The following is a 17,854-nucleotide window of genomic DNA, read 5'->3' as shown; positions in this document are numbered from 1 at the left end:
TGGCATACCTATCATCTTTCCAATCTCATTTTAAACAATTACGAAGGTATCTGATATCGGCACGGTTATTGCTTGTATAGATATTGTATTTAGATTGTATGATATAAGGCAGTTATGGCGGTATCGAAACAATCATAAAAAGGGGGTAGGGATGAGAATAAAAATAATATTAAATACGCTGCTTGCTACCATGTTGTTAATTTCGAGCCAGGCTTATGGGGCAGTAATATTTGATACGGGGACCCCTCCCGATGCGGCAGTCTATGGTTATATGGAAAACGGCTTAGGATACGCCGCCAGGTTTACATTGTCTGACCCTTATTCGCTCACTAACATCGAAGCTCACTTTACAGACCAAAGATGGAGACACCTTCAAGTGAGCGGGACAGCGACCCTGGCAATTTATGGTGATGGAATTTATTCAGGGATCATCCCAGACGTCAATAGCCAATTATATGACCAGAACTTTTTAGTTGGAGCAGCTACAGGCTGGTATGGTGTAAGCGGCGTAAATTGGGCGTTGCCGGCCGGTAATTATTGGGTTGCTTTCGAAGTAAGAACAGGAGATACTTATACGGGCGCGATGGATAGAAACCCAATAAACCCGATACCGGATGAAGCCTTAATTACTAATTATGGCACATATTCGGATAACGATAATCTTGACTTTGCGTATAGGGCTTATGGAAATCCATCCGGAGTTGTCCCGGAGCCGGCCACTATGGTGCTATTCGGTATTGGTGCCGCAGCAATGGCAATGGCAAGAAGAAAAAAGAGAATCTCATAGCATATTTAATCAGATAAGTCCTTAGAGACGTTTTCCGTTTTCTTCGGGAAGGTGTACCCGTCGACTGTTTAGCCGGCTGTTTCGACAGACAGTTTCCCGATAAGATCGGAAAACGTCTCTTCTATTTCCCCGATGAGAGGGCCTGCATCAGTTCCGCCATGGCCTCATCCTGTCTGTTTGCCTTATGGAGAGCGTTGAGGAGGCCCAGGTGGAATTTTGCCTCCTTTGGATCTATCGATATCGCAATGCGGTATTCCGCGATCGCCTTATCTGTTTCACCCGCCTCCATATACGCCTCCGCCAGGTTCCCGTGTATCAACGACGAATCGACAGGATATCCCCGCGCGGCATGTTTCCACAGAGATATGGGGTCCTTCCAGATCGATATCTGGTTCACCGTCAAGATGCCGAGCGTGATAAGCAGGATGGGGATCATTGCGATCACCGCCGCGCGGGCTATCCGCGCATGGATACGGCGTTTAAATAGCGACGGGAATGAGATGATGGCAGCGCTCACCAGGAACGTGATGCTCATGGCCGGGATGTATGAAAAACGGTCTGCCGCCGCCTGGCGGCCCGACTGCACTATCCCTATGGAGGGGACCAGGGTGAAGAGGTATATGAGCCATGCCACCGGGATATACGACCTTCTGCCCCTGCCCCATATGAAAGATGCGGCCGAGATGAGGATGACGAGGATGCACGACAGTACGTTCTCGAAAGAGAAGGCGGTCTCGTGGGGGCGCAGTATCGGGTAGAGCGGGAATAGCCCTACGGGCAGGAAGGTCTTGGCCAGATAGAAGAAGGCGGAGTGGAAGGCGTTCATGACCCTGAAGGAGAGAGGGATATCCTTTATCGGCGTTATACCCACCACGGTTGAATGGGCCACATAGAGCATGACCCCGGACACGATCGAGAGTATGAAGAAAGGCGCCTTTTCCCTGAGGAGACCTGCGACATCCTTGATCCGTCCGAGCCTTCCGAGCGGCCATTTATCGAGGCAGAGCATGACGAGGGGGAGCAGGATGACCGTCTGTTTATACAGCAGCGAGAGCATGAAGAATAGGAGCGACATGCCGCCGAATACCATATTGCGCGCCGGGGCGGCCGCGTACCTTACATAGGCGAGCAGGCTCAATAGAAAGAAGAAGGTACATCCCACATCCTTCATTTCCGTGACCCACGCGACACTCTCAACGCGGAGCGGGTGGATACTCCAGAGGACCGCGGCAAGGCCCGCGATGGCGAGGCCGGTCCCCCGGCCAGGCAGGGCCGATCCGTCGCGATGCCCGGAGACGGCCAGAAGCCGCCGGAACAGGATAAAGACGAGGGCCGCGTTCGCGCAGTGAAAGGCGACATTGACGAGATGGTACATCCGCGGATCGAGCCCCCAGAAATGGTACGTCACAGCATACGTAAGCCATACGAGAGGTATATAGAAGCCCCCGTTAAAGGAGGTCCACATGCGGGCTATATTGGAGGGCGCGAGCGAGCGGACCAGCTTGTTGTTGATGACGTAGACGGAGTCGTCCCAGTTCACGAATCCCGCGCATAGCGCACTGTGGTAAATAACGGCGGTCACGGCAACTATGCCGATGGCAAGAAGCGCCGGCGTGTATCCTGAGATGCTATGGTCGTTTTTCATGCTTCGGTCGATATTTTCCTTCGTATGCCAGACATTACATTACTATCGCAGGAAAATATAGTCAATAAAAATAGGAGATTTTACCCCCATAGAGAGCGCCCGGCATGTTATAATTAGACCGGTAAAATATCATGAGCACTGAAAATCGAAGAAAGGGCGGACTATGAAAGAGATCCTGTATCTTATCCTGGGGCTTACCGCCGGGACGTTCTCCGGCATGTTCGGTATAGGCGGCGGGACGATACTGATCCCCGGCCTCGTCTTTCTTGCCGGGCTGACACAGCATGAGGCGCAGGGGACGACGCTTGCCATCATGCTCCTACCCATAGGGCTTCTCGCGGTGATAAAGTACTACAATAGCGGCCATGTCCATTTTTATATAGCCGCGTTCATCTGCGTGGGTTTCCTTATAGGAGGGTTCTTAGGCGCAACGATAGCGGAATGGTTCTCCAATATCGCCCTTAGAAAGGCGTTCGGGATCTTCCTGGCGGTCGTCGCGGCCTATACGATCTTTGCGAAGTGAAGGCAGGGTAGGCGGGTGCCCCGCGTTGTTTCGGCCGGCTTGCAGATCAGCGCGGCATTGCGGCTATCCTGCCCCGGAATGATAAAAAATGGCTCAGTCTTGACCTGAATACCCGGCCCATCTCGTTCAAGTCCATGCCCTGCACGTCGTCGTCCGAATAGACAGGTTCGCCTGAAAACCGTTCCTTTTCGACCTGCTCGTAATTGCCCGCCGCCTTCCCGCCGATCTTTTCCATCATCAGGAAGTTGACCCCCCTGCGAAAGCCCGGCTCCTTGTCAGGATCGATGTTCCTGTAGACATAATTGAACGACGAAGAGGTGGTATTGCGCGATATACCCAGGCCCAGCAATGCTATGACCCCGCCGGGGTTCATTATATCCTTTAACCTGTCAAAGAAATCGGTGGTAAAAAAACCGTGGTATACAGGGTCCGCGATACTGTGGTCGAGCGTGATAATATCGTATTTTATTTTCGTGAACCTTATGTAGCTGCGGAAATCCTGTATGATGATATGCGACCGCGGGTCCCGGGAAACCGACGCATATTCCCCGGGGAAGACCTCCCTGCTTGCTTCTATGACAGGCAGGCAATTCTCGACCGTATCCACTCTCTTTACAAGGGGCGATCCTAAAAAAGCCGCCGAACTCACGCCGCTCCCGTATCCCAGAAGGAGCACGTTGCACGGCCGGTCCACTATCTCCAGCGTCGTTTCCGCCCATTGCCTGTGCCTTTGTGTGTCCCAGTCATAACTGAAGTATTGGTGTACACGGTTGACCCGCATATCGACGGCGCCGCTTTCCGTCTGCCATATCTCCACGGGGCCGAACTGGCTATTCCCGGTGAAGAGCAGGTTCTTAAAACTATGACAGATCGTAAAACGATCGCTCAATATGATAAGGACGACCGCGGCCACGAAGATGAGGGTTGTGAGCATCAGAAGGCGCCTGGTGAACGGGAGCATGAATAAGAGGGCGGCTGCGGCAAATACGGCCGCGAAGATATAAGTCGATTTCATCCCGAAGAACGGCACAAAAAATATACCGTGGGATATGCCCCCAAAGACGCTGCCGAGGGTGCTGAATGCATATATATATTTTATGTATTTTTCGCCTTTGTCGTATAATATCTCCACCGAAACGGCGTAGGTAAGGCCGGCGATCAGCGACGGGATCAGGGTGGAAGCCACGAAATAGATTATCACGGCCCCCTTATGCGGGCAGATATAAACGAAATACTTTTTTGTTATATAGAAAAGGAGTATGAATACGATCGCCAGGAACTGGAAGAATGAAAATTGCAGAGCGGGAGATCCCGGGGTCTTTGCCCTGAACTTATCCCAGGAGCCAAGATACGTCCCGCCGGCCAGCCCGGTCAGGAAGAGAGATATGATGAAAGCGTTGGAGAATGATGATGCCCCGAATACGTAGGTGAATTCCCTGAGGATGGAAAGTTCCAGTATAAGCGACACAACCCCGGCAAAAAATATCGCCAGAAAGACGTTCCAGGCATGTCTCATATGGACCATAGTATAGCATAAAGAATACGTATTCTGTGCTATAATATGGTAAGTCATGAGCCATATTAACAGGATAGCCGGTTATTTTACCAGGTACCTGGTCGTCTGGGTGGTGCTCTCCGTAGCCATGGCCTATCTCTTCCCGCAGGCCTTTACGCCGCTCAAACCGTTCATGGAGTGGTTCTTCGCCTGCACCATGTTCGGTATAGGCGCCCTCCTTTCGATGAAGGACTTCGAGCCCATCTTTAAAAGGCCCCGGTATCTCCTTCTCGGCATACTTGCGCAGTTCACCATAATGCCGGCCGCCGCTTTTGTAATAGCGCGGGTCCTCGACCTCCCGCCTGCCCTTGCCTTCGGCCTTATCCTCGCAGGCGCCGTTCCCGACGCCATGGCCGCGGGCGTGATGTCGTATATAGCGGAGGCGGATGTGGCCCTGTCCGTCGCGCTTACGACAGGCACCACGCTCATCTCGCCGGTCGTAACGCCGATGCTTACATACCTCTTTGCCCGCGAGTATATCCCGGTCCAATTCTGGCCCATGATGCAGAGCATAATGCTCATGGTCATAATCCCTCTCTTTGCCGGGCTCATCGTGAGGCATCGTTTTCCCGGGCATATCGAAAAGATGAGGCCGGTATTTCCGGCATTTTCCACCTTATTCATAGCATTCATCTGCGGCCTTGTAGTGGCGCTGAACAGGGGATCGCTCGAGCGCATTACGGGCATCGCCTTTGCCGCGGTCGCGCTGCTTAACTTCTCGGGGCTCTTCCTGGGATACTGGGCAGGCGTGCTCTTCAGGTTCGATAAGAGGCAGTGCCGCACCCTCGCTATAGGCGTGGGCATGCAGAATGCGGGCCTGGGCGCGGTCCTCGCCATCAAGTACGCATCGCCGGAGGCCGCTATACCCAATGCCCTCTTCGCCACCTGGTGCATCATAAGCGCCGCCATACTAGCCGGCATATGGAGCCGATCCTATGAAGGCCTATAAAAATATAATGTTCAGCGCGATCATCATCATCGCGATCTTCGGGTCCGCGGAGCTCGTGAGCAGGGTCTTCACATCACCGTCTTCCTATGACTACATTGAACGGCGTATAATCGAACACAACCTGACCCGGCACAAAAAGGCGCGCGAATTCCGTATATTCCTGTACGGCGAATCTACGATGCACGGAGGGGCGCTATATCCCAGTTCGGTGATAGGGAAGTGGCTGAGGCTCTACCTGTCAGACCTTCTGCCGGAAGACGTCATGAGGGATATCACCGTAGTCAACTTCGGCAGGATGGGGGCGGACAGCAGCTTTATTGCCAACGCCTTCGCGGAGACGATCCCCTACAAACCCGACCTTGCGGTATTCTATACGGTGCACAACGATTTTTGCCTCGTTGAATACAGGCTCAGGTATTCTTCAAAAAAACCGTTACTGCACAGGATAGAGGACTTCTTCGGGGCCGTTCCAAAGAGGTCCGCTCTTCTCAGCATCTTTAACAGGCTTATGATCCGGGCGAAGCTCGAACGCAGCAGGATACGCGACGCCAGAGCGGCGGCGGAAGACCCGTGGTACATGGAATCGGACAGCCCGGAGGCCTTCAGGGAAGACGCCAACCTGCTCCGTCCCGGGTCTTTGCAGTTCAGGGAGGTCACGCGGAACTTCGAAAAGAACGTGGGCAGGATCATCGAAACGGCGCGTCTGCACGGCATCCCGGTCATATTTTTCGAAGGGCTGTCCCGGTGGAAGGGGTATGAGCCGGTCAGGTCTATCCACGGCGCCTCCGTTGATAAGGATGCCCTTGCATCGTGGGAGGGATATTTTTCGGAAGCGGAAGGTCTCTTTGCCGGGAAAGAGTACGGCAAGGCGCTCGAGTTATACGGCAGGTGCATAAATATCGATCCTTCATACGCGCTCACCTACTACAGGGCGGCGGAATGTTACGAACGGCTCGGGGAATCCGATAAGGCCAACGCCAACTATGTGCTGGCGAACGACAATGATTATTTCCCCATCCACGCCCCTTCGCTTGTAAACCGGCTTTATGAGAATATAAGGATGGCCGGCATGAAAGGGGTCGATGTCATACAGACCCAAAAGGTGTTCGAAGAGAATTCCGCGAACGGCATAGTCGGTGATGACCTCACCGTAGATCAGATACACCCGTCGCCGGAGGGGCAGGCCCTTATGGCGCTCGAGGTCGTTAATATCCTATACAAGAATAACCTGCTGGCCCCACGGGAAAAGTGGAGGTGGGATAAGCTGCGCGATATCGATGAGATGAAGAAGGCGCTCGGCCTGGACAGCAAGAATATGTTCCATGTGTATACCGGCACTGCCAGCTATCTTGCCAAGCACTACCGCGAAGCGGCAAAATTTCTGGAGAAGGCCTTGGCCATAAAACCGGGATCCGTATTTGTAAGGAGCTGGCTTGCCTGGACATACTGGAAGATGGGGGAATTGGACAATGCCATAGCCCTTTACAGGGAGCTGTACCGGGAGAAGCCGTCCCTCGCCTCTTCATTCTTAGGGCGGCATCCCGATATAAAAGAGGCCCTTGGGGGTGAGCGCTGAAAGCCGCTCCATATGCTATGGCCGGGGCAGATTGTGATTGACGTAGTTTCGTCGTCGAGTATAATAATCAAAGGGATGCAGAATAAATATGGAAATATCCGTCATCATCGCGGCCTATAATGCCGAAAATACCATAAGGGAGGCCGCGCTCTCCGTCCTCGATTCCGACCTTGATAAGGAATTCGAGGTCATAGTGGTGGACGACGGCTCCGCGGACGGCACCGCAGAAAAGATAAAAGACCTGGGTGTCAGGGTCATACGCCAGGAGAATAAAGGGGCGGCCGCCGCCAGGAACGCCGGGGCAAAAGCGGCCCTGGGCGGCCTGCTCGTATTCATAGATTCCGATGTGGTATTTTTTAAGGATACGCTGAGAAAGATCTACGGGCATCTGACAAGGGACGACGTCGATTATGTCACGGGCATATACTCCGTAAGGCCGCTTAACGACGGATGGGCCCAGAGGTACAGGGCCATAGCCGACCATTCGTATTATTACGACCTCATATTCACCGCGGAACAGAAGAAAGGGCCCATAAGACAGGTGATCATAGGCGGGGGGATAGAGGGTATCAAGAGAAAGGTCTTCGAGAAGGTGGGCGGTTTTGACGAGAAGATAAAGGGCGCGGATGTCGAACAGGATAAACTTGCCCTGGTGCTGGTAAAAGGCGGGTATAATATGATAGCAGACGCGGATATAGTTACAAGGCACCACTTCGCCGGTTTTAAAAAACTTTGTAAGGACTATTTCCGCCGGACTCTGCACGTGATGGGCCTGGTCGGAGGAGAAGGTTACGGGCAGGCGTATATAAAGAAGAACGTCTTTCGTACCGCCCTCGGCGGCCTGACCGCCGGTTTTCTGCTCCTCTCGCTTCTCCTCTTTTCATTCTTCCATATCACGGCGACGTTCGTCATCGCGTTACTCCTCTTCCTGGCGTATTCCGCTTCTCACCTCGGCATCTTCATAACGGCGGCCAGGGAATACGGTCTCCTGTTCATGCTGTATACGGTAGCCATGAACCTGTTTTTTTCTCTGCTGATAAGCGTTGCGGGATGCCTGGGTATGGCGAGATCACTATTTGCGGGGCGATGACATGAAAGTGCTCCTCTTTACGACCCCCTGGGATTTTTCGAAGATGACCAACCCGTTCTTTTCCACCAAGGACCGGCTGGGCTTCATAAGAAAGATCTTTAAGGTGGAGGGGCAGGGGATAATGGGGTCTTTCCCGCCGCTCGGGTTGATGTATCTGAGCGCCGCATTGAAAAGGGCGGGCCACGAAGCCAGGATATTGAACGGGATGTTCGCGACGGAAGAAGAGATATTCCGGGAGATGGAGACGGGCGGCTACGGCCTTTTCGGGATATCTACGTACAGCGCGGGATGGCGCGATGATCAGCTCATGATAGAGAAGACGAAGAAGAGGTTCCCCGGCACCGGGATAGTGATCGGCGGGCCGCACGCGAACGGATGGAAGACCAACTGCTTTAAGGACAGCCCGTTCATAGATTATATGGTATACGGAGACGGCGAAAATGCGCTGCTTGGCCTGGTCGAGCGCCTCGGCGGCAATAAGCCGCTGGACGGCATAAACGGGCTCGCGTGGAAAGACGCCGGGACCTCGAAGGTCGTCGATAACGGCGGGCCCGATTACATAATGAACATCGACGACATACCCTTCCCGGATTGGGACGGTGTCGACATATACAGGTACAGGCCCACCCTCACAAATTACAAACGGCTCCCGGCGATAGACATAATAGGTTCAAGGGGGTGCCCGTTCCGGTGCATATTCTGCCATTCGAGCTGCGTCGTCAGAAAGAGGAGCGTAAAGAGTATAATGGACGAGATCGACATACTCGTCAAGCGGTACGGTATAAAGGATATGACCTTCTATGACGAGACGTTCACCATGTTCAGGGACAGGAACCTCCAGTTATGCGACGAGCTGATCAGGAGAAAGTACGACCTCGTATGGGCGGCCAACGCGCGGGCGGATTGCCTGGACGAAGAGATGCTGAAGAAGATGAAGGCGGCCGGATGCTGGCGCCTCCTTTTCGGCATAGAAAGCGGCTCGCAGAGGGTCCTCGATATAATGAAGAAGGGGATCACCCTGGAGCAGACCAGGAATGCGGTGAAGATGACAAAGGAGGCGGGTATCGAGGCGCACGGCACGATGATCTTCGGTATACCCGGCGAAACGTACGAAGAAGGGCTGGAGACGATAAAATTCGCATGCGACCTCGACCTGGATTACGCGGCATTCAGTTCGCTGGCGCTCTTTCCCGGGACAGAGGTATTCAATATGGTCAGCGGTGACGAAGAATTCGATTTTGAGGACCATAGCGCGCTGAAGGTCGGCTATGTCCCCGATTCGATGACGCGCCGGCAGCTGGAAGACCTCCTGGACAAAAGCTACAAAAAATTTTATTTTCGTCCCTCTTATATAGTTAAAAGGATCTCAAGGATCCGTTCGATGGAAGACGTAAAACGGAATATGATAGGTCTTCTGGCGTTCATGAGGGGCGAATAATAACGCGGCAGGGGTACCATGAAAACCGTCTCTAACCAGTTAAATAAGGTTAAGCGGTATTTTGAGAATAACTTAACCGCCGTACAGTTAGACCATATCAGGAGATCATATATAAAGTTTCTTGCGCCGATCCCCTCCAGGGTATTTTCGTCCGACCTTAATGCGCTATCGGTGATCAATTTCTCCGACAAGGGGCCCGCCCACGATTATGTAAGGCATTACATGAAGTATTTCCACGGGCTGAGAAAGAAAAAACTGAAGATCCTGGAGATAGGCGCAGGCGGATACGATAACCCCAAAGCCGGCGGGAATTCCCTCCGCATGTGGAAATATTACTTTCCCCGCAGCACGATCTATTCCATAGATATCCATGAAAAAGAACTGCCGCAGGATGAGCGGATAAGGATATTCAGGGGCAGCCAGGCAGACAGGAAGTTCCTCGAATATGTTTTTAGCGAGATGGGCTCCGTGGACATCGTGATAGACGACGGAAGCCATAAGGGCGCGGACGTGATAACGGCCTTCACCACGCTATTTCCCCTGCTGAAGGGCGGCGGCATATATTCCGTGGAGGACACAAATACGTCATATTTCCCGGAATGGGGCGGAAGCGATAAAGATCCGGACAGGCCGGAGACCACGATGGGATTCTTTAAAGGCCTTACGGACCGCATGAACCATACCGGGGCCGCAAGGCCGGATGATCCATATGCATATTTTGTCAAAAATATCGCCGGCATACATTTCTATCGTGATCTGGTGGTTATCTTAAAAGAGAAACTATCCGGCAGTACCGATGATTAACAAAAAGACCTGGATGTCGCTGCTTTCCGCCGTTTTACTGGCATGCGCGCCGTATCATACATGCGCCAGTGAGGACAACGATGTCATAAAGGCCACGCCTGCATGCGCCAGCTGTCCGCTCGCCGAAAAGAAGTACATGGTGAATATGAATAACCCGGAATGGTGCCCGAAGACGGGGACCTCTGATAAGAAGACGGGCGGGCCGGAGATCACCGATAGCAAGCTGCGCGAGGAATTGCGGCGCAGGAATATGAGGGCCCAGAGTATCGACAGCGCATACCGGAAGAAAGAGGCGGAAGAGGCCGAGAAGAGGCGGCGCCGGGAGGAATGGACAGGACGCCTTGAAAAGACGGAAGAGTGGTTCAAAAAAAATCTTCCGGCGGCGATAAGGGTGAGAGACAGGATAACCGCGGGCATCGATGAATTAAAGTGGAAAACCGGACAAAAACATGTGATAATAAATGGCGAAAGATATATGGAAAAAGACGGCGAATTCATTAAGATGGAAAAAGAGGGCCGATGATACGGGATACCTTATGATAAAAAGGGGGCAGGGCAAAGGTTTTACCATGGTAGAAGCCGTCCTCAGCATGGCGATAATAGCCCTGATATGGGTAGCCGCGTTCGACCTCTTCTTCGTGGGGGCGATCAGCAGTTCCATAGCGAAGCATAAGGCGCAGGCCATATATGTGGCGCAGGCGACCATCGAAAATATGCGCAAGAGGCCGTTCTCGGACATAGCGGGCGGCACCTCGGCGGTGAGCATCGACACCAAAGGCACACCCGACAATTATTCGGACGATTTCAGGGGCGCCCAGACGGTCACCGTATACAACGACTCCCCTTATTACAAAAGGGTCATAGTGGATATACGCTGGAACGAGACTATCCTGGGAAGAAGCAGGATCATGCACGAGCAGTGCGGCACCTATATAGCGAACGACCCGCAGGCAAATTGAAAGATATGCCATGAGGAATAAAAGCGCCTTCAGCACGATAGAGGTCCTGGTCTCTACGGTAATAGTCACTCTCATATTCGCATCCACTATAGGTGCCTTTATGCTGGTGAAGGGTGTCTTCCGGGACAAGGAGGCGGAGATAAACCTGCAGCAGAATGTAAATACGATAGCCGCCAGGATCATCCGGGGCCATCCGGAGCAGGGCAGCATAGTAGGGCTCCGCAGCGCCGTCTCGTTCACCATCCCGGTCGTCACGCCTGCCGGGAGCAGGATACAGTATACCGGGACCGACGATAATGTGCGGAGCTATTTTTTAAACGGTAATTCTATAATCTACGCCAGCCCCACGCAATCGCCGAATCAGCAGACAATCTATACGGCTCCGCCGGGTTCGTCCGTAACGCTTCGTTTTTGGGAACCCGCGGGTGTCACCGATAACGAAACGGTGGGGATCTATATAGCGGTCTCCCGGCAAATAGGCAACCGCACCATATCCGGGTCCCTGTCCACTTATATAAACCTGAGGAATGTGCCTAAATGAGTAAAAGGCCCGTAAGCGACAATAAGGGGTTTGCCATCATATACACCTTTATGTTCGTCTTCCTACTGGTGCTGATAATAACCGCTTTCTCGTCTATCGCTTACAGCAGCCTGTCTATGGCCAACAGGACGTGCAATACCATGCGCGCGTATTATATAGCCGAGGCGGGACTGGCGAGAAAATTCATGGACCTGAGGTCAGGGAGCACGTCATCCCTCTCCGGGACTTTTACCATAGCCGCAGGGAACACCGGGAGTTATTCTGTGACGGTGACACAGGTGAGCGGCGGGCTCTTCCCGACATACCGGCTCGATTCGACAGGCACTTACCGCAACGTGAGCGAAAGGGTGTCTTTGACGCTTAAGCAGATATCGTGCGCCAGGTACGCGTATTTGAGCAACAGCGAAGATCTCATGTTCTGGTGGGGCTCGCAGCCGATATGGTTCGTGACCGGAGACAGGCTGACAGGCCCGGTATACAGCAACGACCAGCTCAATATATCCGGAAGCCCCGTATTCGAAGGCGCGGTCTCAAGCGCGGCCTCGAGCATAAATTACTATCACGGCGGGCCCCCGACCGACGATCCCGATTTCCAGGATTCGCTGACTCTGGGTGCGCCGGTCATCCAGCTGCCGTCCTTTGTCAACGACGTGAAGGCCGCCGCGCAGCAGCCCAACGGCGTTTATCTTACGGGGAATACCATAATGACGCTCCTGCCGGATGGGACGATGAATGTCACTAATGCGGCGCAGGGTTGGATAAGCCAGAATATGCCGCTTCCCCCGAACGGGGCCCTCTTCGTCTCCGGCGGTTATGTGGATATATCGGGCACGCTCAGCGGCCAGCTTACGGTGGGGACGGATAACAACATATATGTGGTCAATAACTTAAGGTACAATGACGACCCGCGTATAAACCCGGACAGCTCGGATGCCCTCGGCCTGGTATCCCAAAACAACGTGCTGGTGGATATAAACGCTCCTTTCAATATGGAGATCGATGCGTATATAGTCGCCCTCAACTCATCGTTCTCGGTGCAGGGTTATGACTCGGTGCTCAAGGGAACGCTGACCCTTTATGGGGGCATGACGCAGCAGAGGAGGGGCGGCGTAGGGACTTTCAATGCCAGTACCAATCAAAAGGTGAGCGGCTATACAAAAAATTACATGTATGATGACAGGTTTGCGAACGTAGCGCCCCTTTACTTCCCTCCCGCGGTGGATAGTAACGGCAGGATCGTGTATCTTAAAATAGTATGGAGCGAACTGTGAAGACCATACATAGAAAAAGGCGAGTGTAACATGGCCGGCAACGATAATATGGGGACCATCAGGATATTTTTAGCCGTCATAATCATAACGATCATCGTCATAATGGTCATGCCTATCATCCTGATCAGAGAGGGCGGCGTGAACGCGCCCGGCGCTTCCCGGGCATCCCTGCCGGGCGACATGGAAGCCCGGATAAAGCAGCAGATGCCGTCAAATGCCATACCCGCGCTCGAAGATATAGAGGAAAGTATCGGCAGGAGGGATAGCAGGAGAAGAGAGCTTGAGGCGGAACTGGCCGAATTTGAAAGCGAAAAAGAGCGGCGGGCGAATAAGCCCGCGGAGGAAGCGGCGGCCGGGACGGAAAGGCCCGTTGCCGGAAAAGGCGCATACCCGCCCGAACGGGGAGACCCGGTCTTACCCACCAAAGAAGATATAAAGAAGATGGAAGAGCGCGGCGTCATCTGCTATTAACCACATGCCCGAAACAAGAGTATGCCTATCGAGAGAAGAAAGTACCCGCGTTTCAAGATAGTCATCCCCGCAGTGATACACCATCCTTATAACGAACATGCGGAGACCGCCGACATAAGCCTGGGCGGCGTCGCCATATATAATATACAGAAATACTATAATACCGAAGAGACCGTCGGCCTGGAGCTCATCCTGGGAGAAGAGTCGGGCTCCGTATTCTGTAACGCAAGAGTTGCATCGATATACCCCAACACAAAGGATGCGGAGATATATAAACTCCACCTCGAGTTTCTGGATATGTCCGATGAGGATAAGAAAAAATTGAAGGACTGGATAACGGCTTCAGGCGCAACCCCTGATGAGGGGTCGGATCGTATAGAGTGATGCCCTTCTTTATTCTCTGGCGAGCCTTGAGAGCGATTTGAAATTTTTGGTGAGCCATCCCAGGACGGCCATCTGTTTCTTCGTCTGGGCGATAGGGCGGGCCGGTATCCCCCACACCACAGAGTTCTTCTCAATGCTGCCTATGACGGCGCTCTTGGCGCCTACCATAACATTGTCGCCCACATTGACATTATCGACCACCCCGGCCTGGCCTCCCATCGTGACATCGTTCCCGATCGTCGTGCTCCCGGAGATGCCGCATTGGGCCGCTATCAGGTTGTTCCTGCCCATCTTCACGTTATGGGCGATCTGGCAGAGGTTGTCGATCTTCGTGCCGGCGCCGATGACGGTATCGCTTAAGGAGCCCCTGTCCACCGTGCTATTGGCCCCTATCTCGACGTCATCTTCTATTATGACCGATCCCAGCTGGGGGAATTTATATATCTTACCGCCTTCTTTCACGTAACCGAACCCGTCAGAGCCTATTACGACCCCGGCGTGCAGGGTGACATTCTTCTTCAATTTAGTATTCTCGTAGAGGGTGACATTCGGGTAGAGGTGGCAAAATGACCCTATAGAGCAATTTTTCTTTATCGCGGAATTGCTCTCGATTATCACATGGTCGCCTATGGTTACGCCATCTTCTATCACCACGCCCGCGCCTATCCAGACGTTGGTGCCGATCCCGGCGGACGGCGAAACGACGGCGGTCGGGTGGACAAACGCGCCTCTGCTCTCCGGGGTATGGAATTTATTGTAAATGATGAGGAATGAGAGCTTTGGATTTGCTACCCTTATGAGCGGTTTTGTCGATTTCCTGGTAAGCCGGCCGGTGAGGATACATGATGCGTTGCCTTTTTCGGCTATAGCGAGACGCTCCTCGTCCATCGCAAACGTCAGATCGCCCAATTTTGCGGTCTCCAGGCCGCTCAGGCCCGTGATATCGACATCGCCGTCGCCTTCGATCGCCCCTTCTACCAGTATCGCCAGTTTTTTTATCTCCATAGCGTCATCGCCGTCCTTTCGATTGTATAGAATCGAACCATATTATATCAGAAATCGGAGAAAAGGTGGTATTAAATTATTTTTAAATAGTGCTGGACAGACGTAACAAAAAGGGGTACAATCGATTATGACTTAAAGGTAGAATATGGATCTTGGCCGCAAGGTGAGGATTGATGTAACCTGCGGCTTTTATCTTTTCAGGCATATTCAGTTATTAATGTAATAAAAAGGAGGAACCGATATGCATAAAGGCAAGATAAAGAAGCTGGTCAGGGACAGGGGATTCGGCTTCATCAATGATACTGACGGCAGGGAGGTATTCTTTCACAGGAACAGCCTCGTCGACATAAAATTTGAGACGCTGAATGAGGACCAGGCCCTGGAATTCGAAGTCGAAAAGTCCGATAAAGGACCCCGCGCGATAAATGTGCGCGTCGTCCAGGAAACGGTGTAAGGACAGAGGGCCGAATATAATATGACACAGCAAAATCCGCAGCCGGCAAGTTCCTCTTTTTACGGGCTGGGCATTGCGCCCAGGATACTCGAGACGCTGGACCGTATGAAGTTCACGGTCCCGACGCCCATCCAGTATAAAGCCATACCCGTTGTGAACGAGGGCAAGGACATCATAGCCGTCGCGCAGACAGGCACGGGCAAGACGCTCGCGTTCGCCATACCTATTATACAGCGGCTCGCGCAGAAGAAAGGACGGTGTCTGGTGCTTGTGCCCACCCGGGAACTCGCGATCCAGGTGGATGAAACGTTCCGTAAGCTCGCGCCGCTCTTCGGTATAAAGACGGCAGTTCTCATAGGCGGGGCCTCCATGCATCTGCAGCTGCAGGCGTTAAGGCAAAATCCGCGCGTCCTTATAGCTACACCGGGCCGTCTGGTAGACCACATGAGCCAGCGGACGGTGATGCTTGCCGATGTTAACGCCCTGGTGCTGGACGAGGCAGACCGCATGCTCGACATGGGCTTCATGCCGCAGATAGAACGCATCCTTAAATTCATCCCGAAAGACAGGCAGACGATGCTATTTTCGGCGACGATACCGCCGGAGATAGTGCATATAGCCGCCTCATACATGAAGCTGCCTATCCACGTCGAGATAGCGCCGTCCGGCACTACCGCCGAAGGGATCACGCAGGAGCTCTTCATCGTAAGGAGGGAAGCGAAGCAGAAGCTTCTCGGCAAACTTTTAGACCAGTATCACGGGCCCGTCCTGTTATTCACAAGGACTAAGATAGGCGCGATGAAGGTCACCAGGCTCATCCGCTCGATGGGCCATAACGCGGCGGAGATACATTCTAACCGCTCTCTTCCCCAGCGGCGCGAGGCGCTGGACGGTTTCAAGTCCGGTAAATACAGGGTGCTCGCCGCGACCGATATAGCGGCCAGGGGCATAGATGTGACAGGGATAGAGGTGGTCATAAATTATGACCTCCCGGAAGACGCCGAGAATTACGTGCACAGGATCGGCCGCACGGCACGCGCAGGGCATGCGGGGCATGCCATATCTTTCGCGACGCCTGATCAGGGCGACGATGTCAAGAGCATAGAACGGCTCATCAAGACACAGCTGCCGATATCCGCGCATCCCGAACTGCCGCGGGAGAGCTTCCAGGCGTACCCCCAGCATAGTTCCGGTTTCCGGCCGGGACATCCCAGGCAATACGGCAGGCCGAGGCATCAGAGGCCGCACGGGCAGCAGCATGGCTACCACAGGTTTTTTTCTCACCAAAAAAGCTCCAGCCGGTAAAAGAGATTATCCGTTACCCAATCTTGAATTTGTAGACCTTTAGAGGTATAATAGCGCGATCGGTAGCATCCTCAAAAAGGGCGGGTATATTTATGAGGACAAAAGATCTTGCGCTTCTGGTGGGCGGCGTCGTAGAGGGAGACGGTAATATAGAGATAACGGGCCTGAGCGGTATCGAGACCGCCAAGCGCGGGGACCTCACCTTTGCAGCGGACGACGAACGGCTCTCTGCAGCCGAAAAGACGCTCGCCTCCTGCATACTCACCGGGCATGCCGGCCGCAGATCGGCGAAGTGCCTCATAAGGGTCAAAAATCCGAAATTCGCGTTCCTAATGGTCTATAACGCGTTCTTCCAAAAAGAGAAGAGGGAGGCGTTCGTCCACGGAACGGCGGTCATATCCGGTTCGGCACGTCTCGGCAAGGACGTATGGGTGGGTCCGAACGTGGTCATAGAGGACGGTGTCACCATAGGCGACAATGCTATTATAGACAGCAAGACGGTCATAAAGAAGAATTGTAAAATAGGGTCTTCCTGCCGCATCTATCCGAACGTCACGCTTTACGAAAACGTGGTCCTGAAGGACAACGTGACGCTCCATAGCGGGGTCGTGCTGGGCGCAGACGGGTTCGGCTACGTTAAGGAAAAAGGAAAGATATATAAGTTCCCGCAGCTGGGCCAGGTGATAATAGAGGAGAACGTAGAGATCGGGGCGAACACGACCATCGACAGGGGCTCTTTGAGCGATACCGTCATCGGAGCCGGCACAAAGATCGACAACTTATGCCAGGTGGCGCATAATGTAAAGGTGGGCAGGAACGTCCTCATGGCGGCGCAGTGCGGTGTCGCGGGGAGCTCGGTCATCGCAGAGGGTGTCACGATCGGAGGACAGGTCGGCATCGCCGATAATCTCCGGATAGGCGAGGAGTCGATGATAGGGGCGAAGAGCGGCGTCATAGGCGATATAGAGAAGGGGACGGTGGTGTGGGGGATACCGGCCCGCCCTATCGCCCAGACGAAGAAGCAGATGGCCGTCCTGGGATGGCTCACGAAGAACTTCAAGTATCTGCAGAAAGCGCTCGGCGGACAAAAAGGATAA

Annotated in this window: 19 protein-coding genes; 16 read left to right on the top strand and 3 right to left on the bottom strand. The window is 53.3% G+C overall.

The window, feature by feature from the left end:
* The first annotated feature begins 151 nt into the window (after nt 1-151).
* Entirely contained in the window at nt 152-787 is a 636-nt protein-coding gene (locus WC515_03755; protein ID MFA5146476.1) for a PEP-CTERM sorting domain-containing protein, read from the top strand.
* Nucleotides 788-908: 121 nt separating this feature from the next.
* Here the strand turns inward: WC515_03755 and WC515_03750 are convergent, their stop codons facing one another.
* Nucleotides 909-2,432: a tetratricopeptide repeat protein gene (locus WC515_03750; protein ID MFA5146475.1), complete on the bottom strand. Its 1,524-nt coding sequence runs from the start codon at nt 2,430-2,432 to the stop codon at nt 909-911.
* 163 nt (nt 2,433-2,595) lie between these two features.
* Between WC515_03750 and WC515_03745 the strand changes: the two genes are divergently transcribed.
* Nucleotides 2,596-2,955, top strand: a complete 360-nt coding sequence (locus tag WC515_03745) for a sulfite exporter TauE/SafE family protein (protein ID MFA5146474.1) — start codon at nt 2,596-2,598, stop codon at nt 2,953-2,955.
* A gap of 46 nt (nt 2,956-3,001) precedes the next feature.
* On the opposite strand, the gene WC515_03740 is transcribed toward WC515_03745, so the two are convergent.
* On the bottom strand, nt 3,002-4,480 hold the full coding sequence (locus WC515_03740; protein MFA5146473.1) for a hypothetical protein: 1,479 nt from the start codon (nt 4,478-4,480) through the stop codon (nt 3,002-3,004).
* Nucleotides 4,481-4,526: 46 nt separating this feature from the next.
* On the opposite strand from WC515_03740, the gene WC515_03735 reads away from it, so the two are divergent.
* The 11 genes from WC515_03735 to WC515_03685 all read left to right on the top strand — a co-directional run bounded on the left by WC515_03735 (nt 4,527) and on the right by WC515_03685 (nt 13,993).
* Nucleotides 4,527-5,459: a bile acid:sodium symporter family protein gene (locus WC515_03735; GenBank protein ID MFA5146472.1), complete on the top strand. Its 933-nt coding sequence runs from the start codon at nt 4,527-4,529 to the stop codon at nt 5,457-5,459.
* Entirely contained in the window at nt 5,446-7,035 is a 1,590-nt protein-coding gene (locus WC515_03730) for a tetratricopeptide repeat protein (GenBank protein ID MFA5146471.1), read from the top strand. The genes WC515_03735 and WC515_03730 overlap by 14 nt, the downstream gene beginning before the upstream one ends.
* A gap of 88 nt (nt 7,036-7,123) precedes the next feature.
* Nucleotides 7,124-8,125, top strand: a complete 1,002-nt coding sequence (locus WC515_03725) for a glycosyltransferase (GenBank protein MFA5146470.1) — start codon at nt 7,124-7,126, stop codon at nt 8,123-8,125.
* Between the two features lies 1 nt (nt 8,126).
* The gene (locus WC515_03720) at nt 8,127-9,563 is read left to right on the top strand and encodes a radical SAM protein (protein ID MFA5146469.1); all 1,437 of its coding nucleotides are present in this window, start codon (nt 8,127-8,129) and stop codon (nt 9,561-9,563) included.
* An 18-nt stretch (nt 9,564-9,581) separates the two neighbouring features.
* Nucleotides 9,582-10,367, top strand: a complete 786-nt coding sequence (locus tag WC515_03715; GenBank protein MFA5146468.1) for a class I SAM-dependent methyltransferase — start codon at nt 9,582-9,584, stop codon at nt 10,365-10,367.
* The gene (locus tag WC515_03710; GenBank protein MFA5146467.1) at nt 10,360-10,890 is read left to right on the top strand and encodes a hypothetical protein; all 531 of its coding nucleotides are present in this window, start codon (nt 10,360-10,362) and stop codon (nt 10,888-10,890) included. The genes WC515_03715 and WC515_03710 overlap by 8 nt, the downstream gene beginning before the upstream one ends.
* A complete protein-coding gene (locus tag WC515_03705) occupies nt 10,829-11,326 on the top strand; it encodes a hypothetical protein (GenBank protein MFA5146466.1) in 498 nt (165 codons plus the stop codon). Before WC515_03710 ends, WC515_03705 begins: the two co-directional genes overlap by 62 nt.
* A gap of 10 nt (nt 11,327-11,336) precedes the next feature.
* Nucleotides 11,337-11,867, top strand: a complete 531-nt coding sequence (locus WC515_03700) for a type II secretion system protein (protein ID MFA5146465.1) — start codon at nt 11,337-11,339, stop codon at nt 11,865-11,867.
* On the top strand, nt 11,864-13,138 hold the full coding sequence (locus tag WC515_03695; protein ID MFA5146464.1) for a hypothetical protein: 1,275 nt from the start codon (nt 11,864-11,866) through the stop codon (nt 13,136-13,138). The genes WC515_03700 and WC515_03695 overlap by 4 nt, the downstream gene beginning before the upstream one ends.
* Nucleotides 13,139-13,168: 30 nt before the next feature.
* Nucleotides 13,169-13,609 (top strand): hypothetical protein, encoded by a 441-nt coding sequence (locus tag WC515_03690; GenBank protein MFA5146463.1) that lies wholly within the window; start codon nt 13,169-13,171, stop codon nt 13,607-13,609.
* A gap of 21 nt (nt 13,610-13,630) precedes the next feature.
* Nucleotides 13,631-13,993 carry a PilZ domain-containing protein gene (locus WC515_03685; protein MFA5146462.1) on the top strand — a complete coding sequence of 121 codons (363 nt, stop codon included), beginning with the start codon at nt 13,631-13,633 and terminating at the stop codon, nt 13,991-13,993.
* A gap of 9 nt (nt 13,994-14,002) precedes the next feature.
* Here WC515_03685 and lpxD (WC515_03680) read toward each other — a convergent pair whose 3' ends face one another.
* Nucleotides 14,003-14,998, bottom strand: a complete 996-nt coding sequence (lpxD, locus tag WC515_03680; protein ID MFA5146461.1) for a UDP-3-O-(3-hydroxymyristoyl)glucosamine N-acyltransferase — start codon at nt 14,996-14,998, stop codon at nt 14,003-14,005.
* Nucleotides 14,999-15,239: 241 nt separating this feature from the next.
* Here lpxD (WC515_03680) and WC515_03675 point away from each other — a divergent pair, with 241 nt between their 5' ends.
* The 3 genes from WC515_03675 (at nt 15,240) to lpxD (WC515_03665) (ending at nt 17,854) form a co-directional block, all read left to right on the top strand.
* The gene (locus tag WC515_03675; protein MFA5146460.1) at nt 15,240-15,452 is read left to right on the top strand and encodes a cold shock domain-containing protein; all 213 of its coding nucleotides are present in this window, start codon (nt 15,240-15,242) and stop codon (nt 15,450-15,452) included.
* Nucleotides 15,453-15,473: 21 nt separating this feature from the next.
* On the top strand, nt 15,474-16,757 hold the full coding sequence (locus tag WC515_03670) for a DEAD/DEAH box helicase (GenBank protein ID MFA5146459.1): 1,284 nt from the start codon (nt 15,474-15,476) through the stop codon (nt 16,755-16,757).
* A gap of 92 nt (nt 16,758-16,849) precedes the next feature.
* Nucleotides 16,850-17,854 carry a UDP-3-O-(3-hydroxymyristoyl)glucosamine N-acyltransferase gene (lpxD, locus tag WC515_03665; GenBank protein MFA5146458.1) on the top strand — a complete coding sequence of 335 codons (1,005 nt, stop codon included), beginning with the start codon at nt 16,850-16,852 and terminating at the stop codon, nt 17,852-17,854.

The organism is Candidatus Omnitrophota bacterium (assembly GCA_041650805.1).
GTDB lineage: Bacteria > Omnitrophota > Gorgyraeia > 2-01-FULL-45-10 > 2-01-FULL-45-10 > JBAZKM01.
This window is presented reverse-complemented; position numbering and strand designations above follow the sequence as displayed.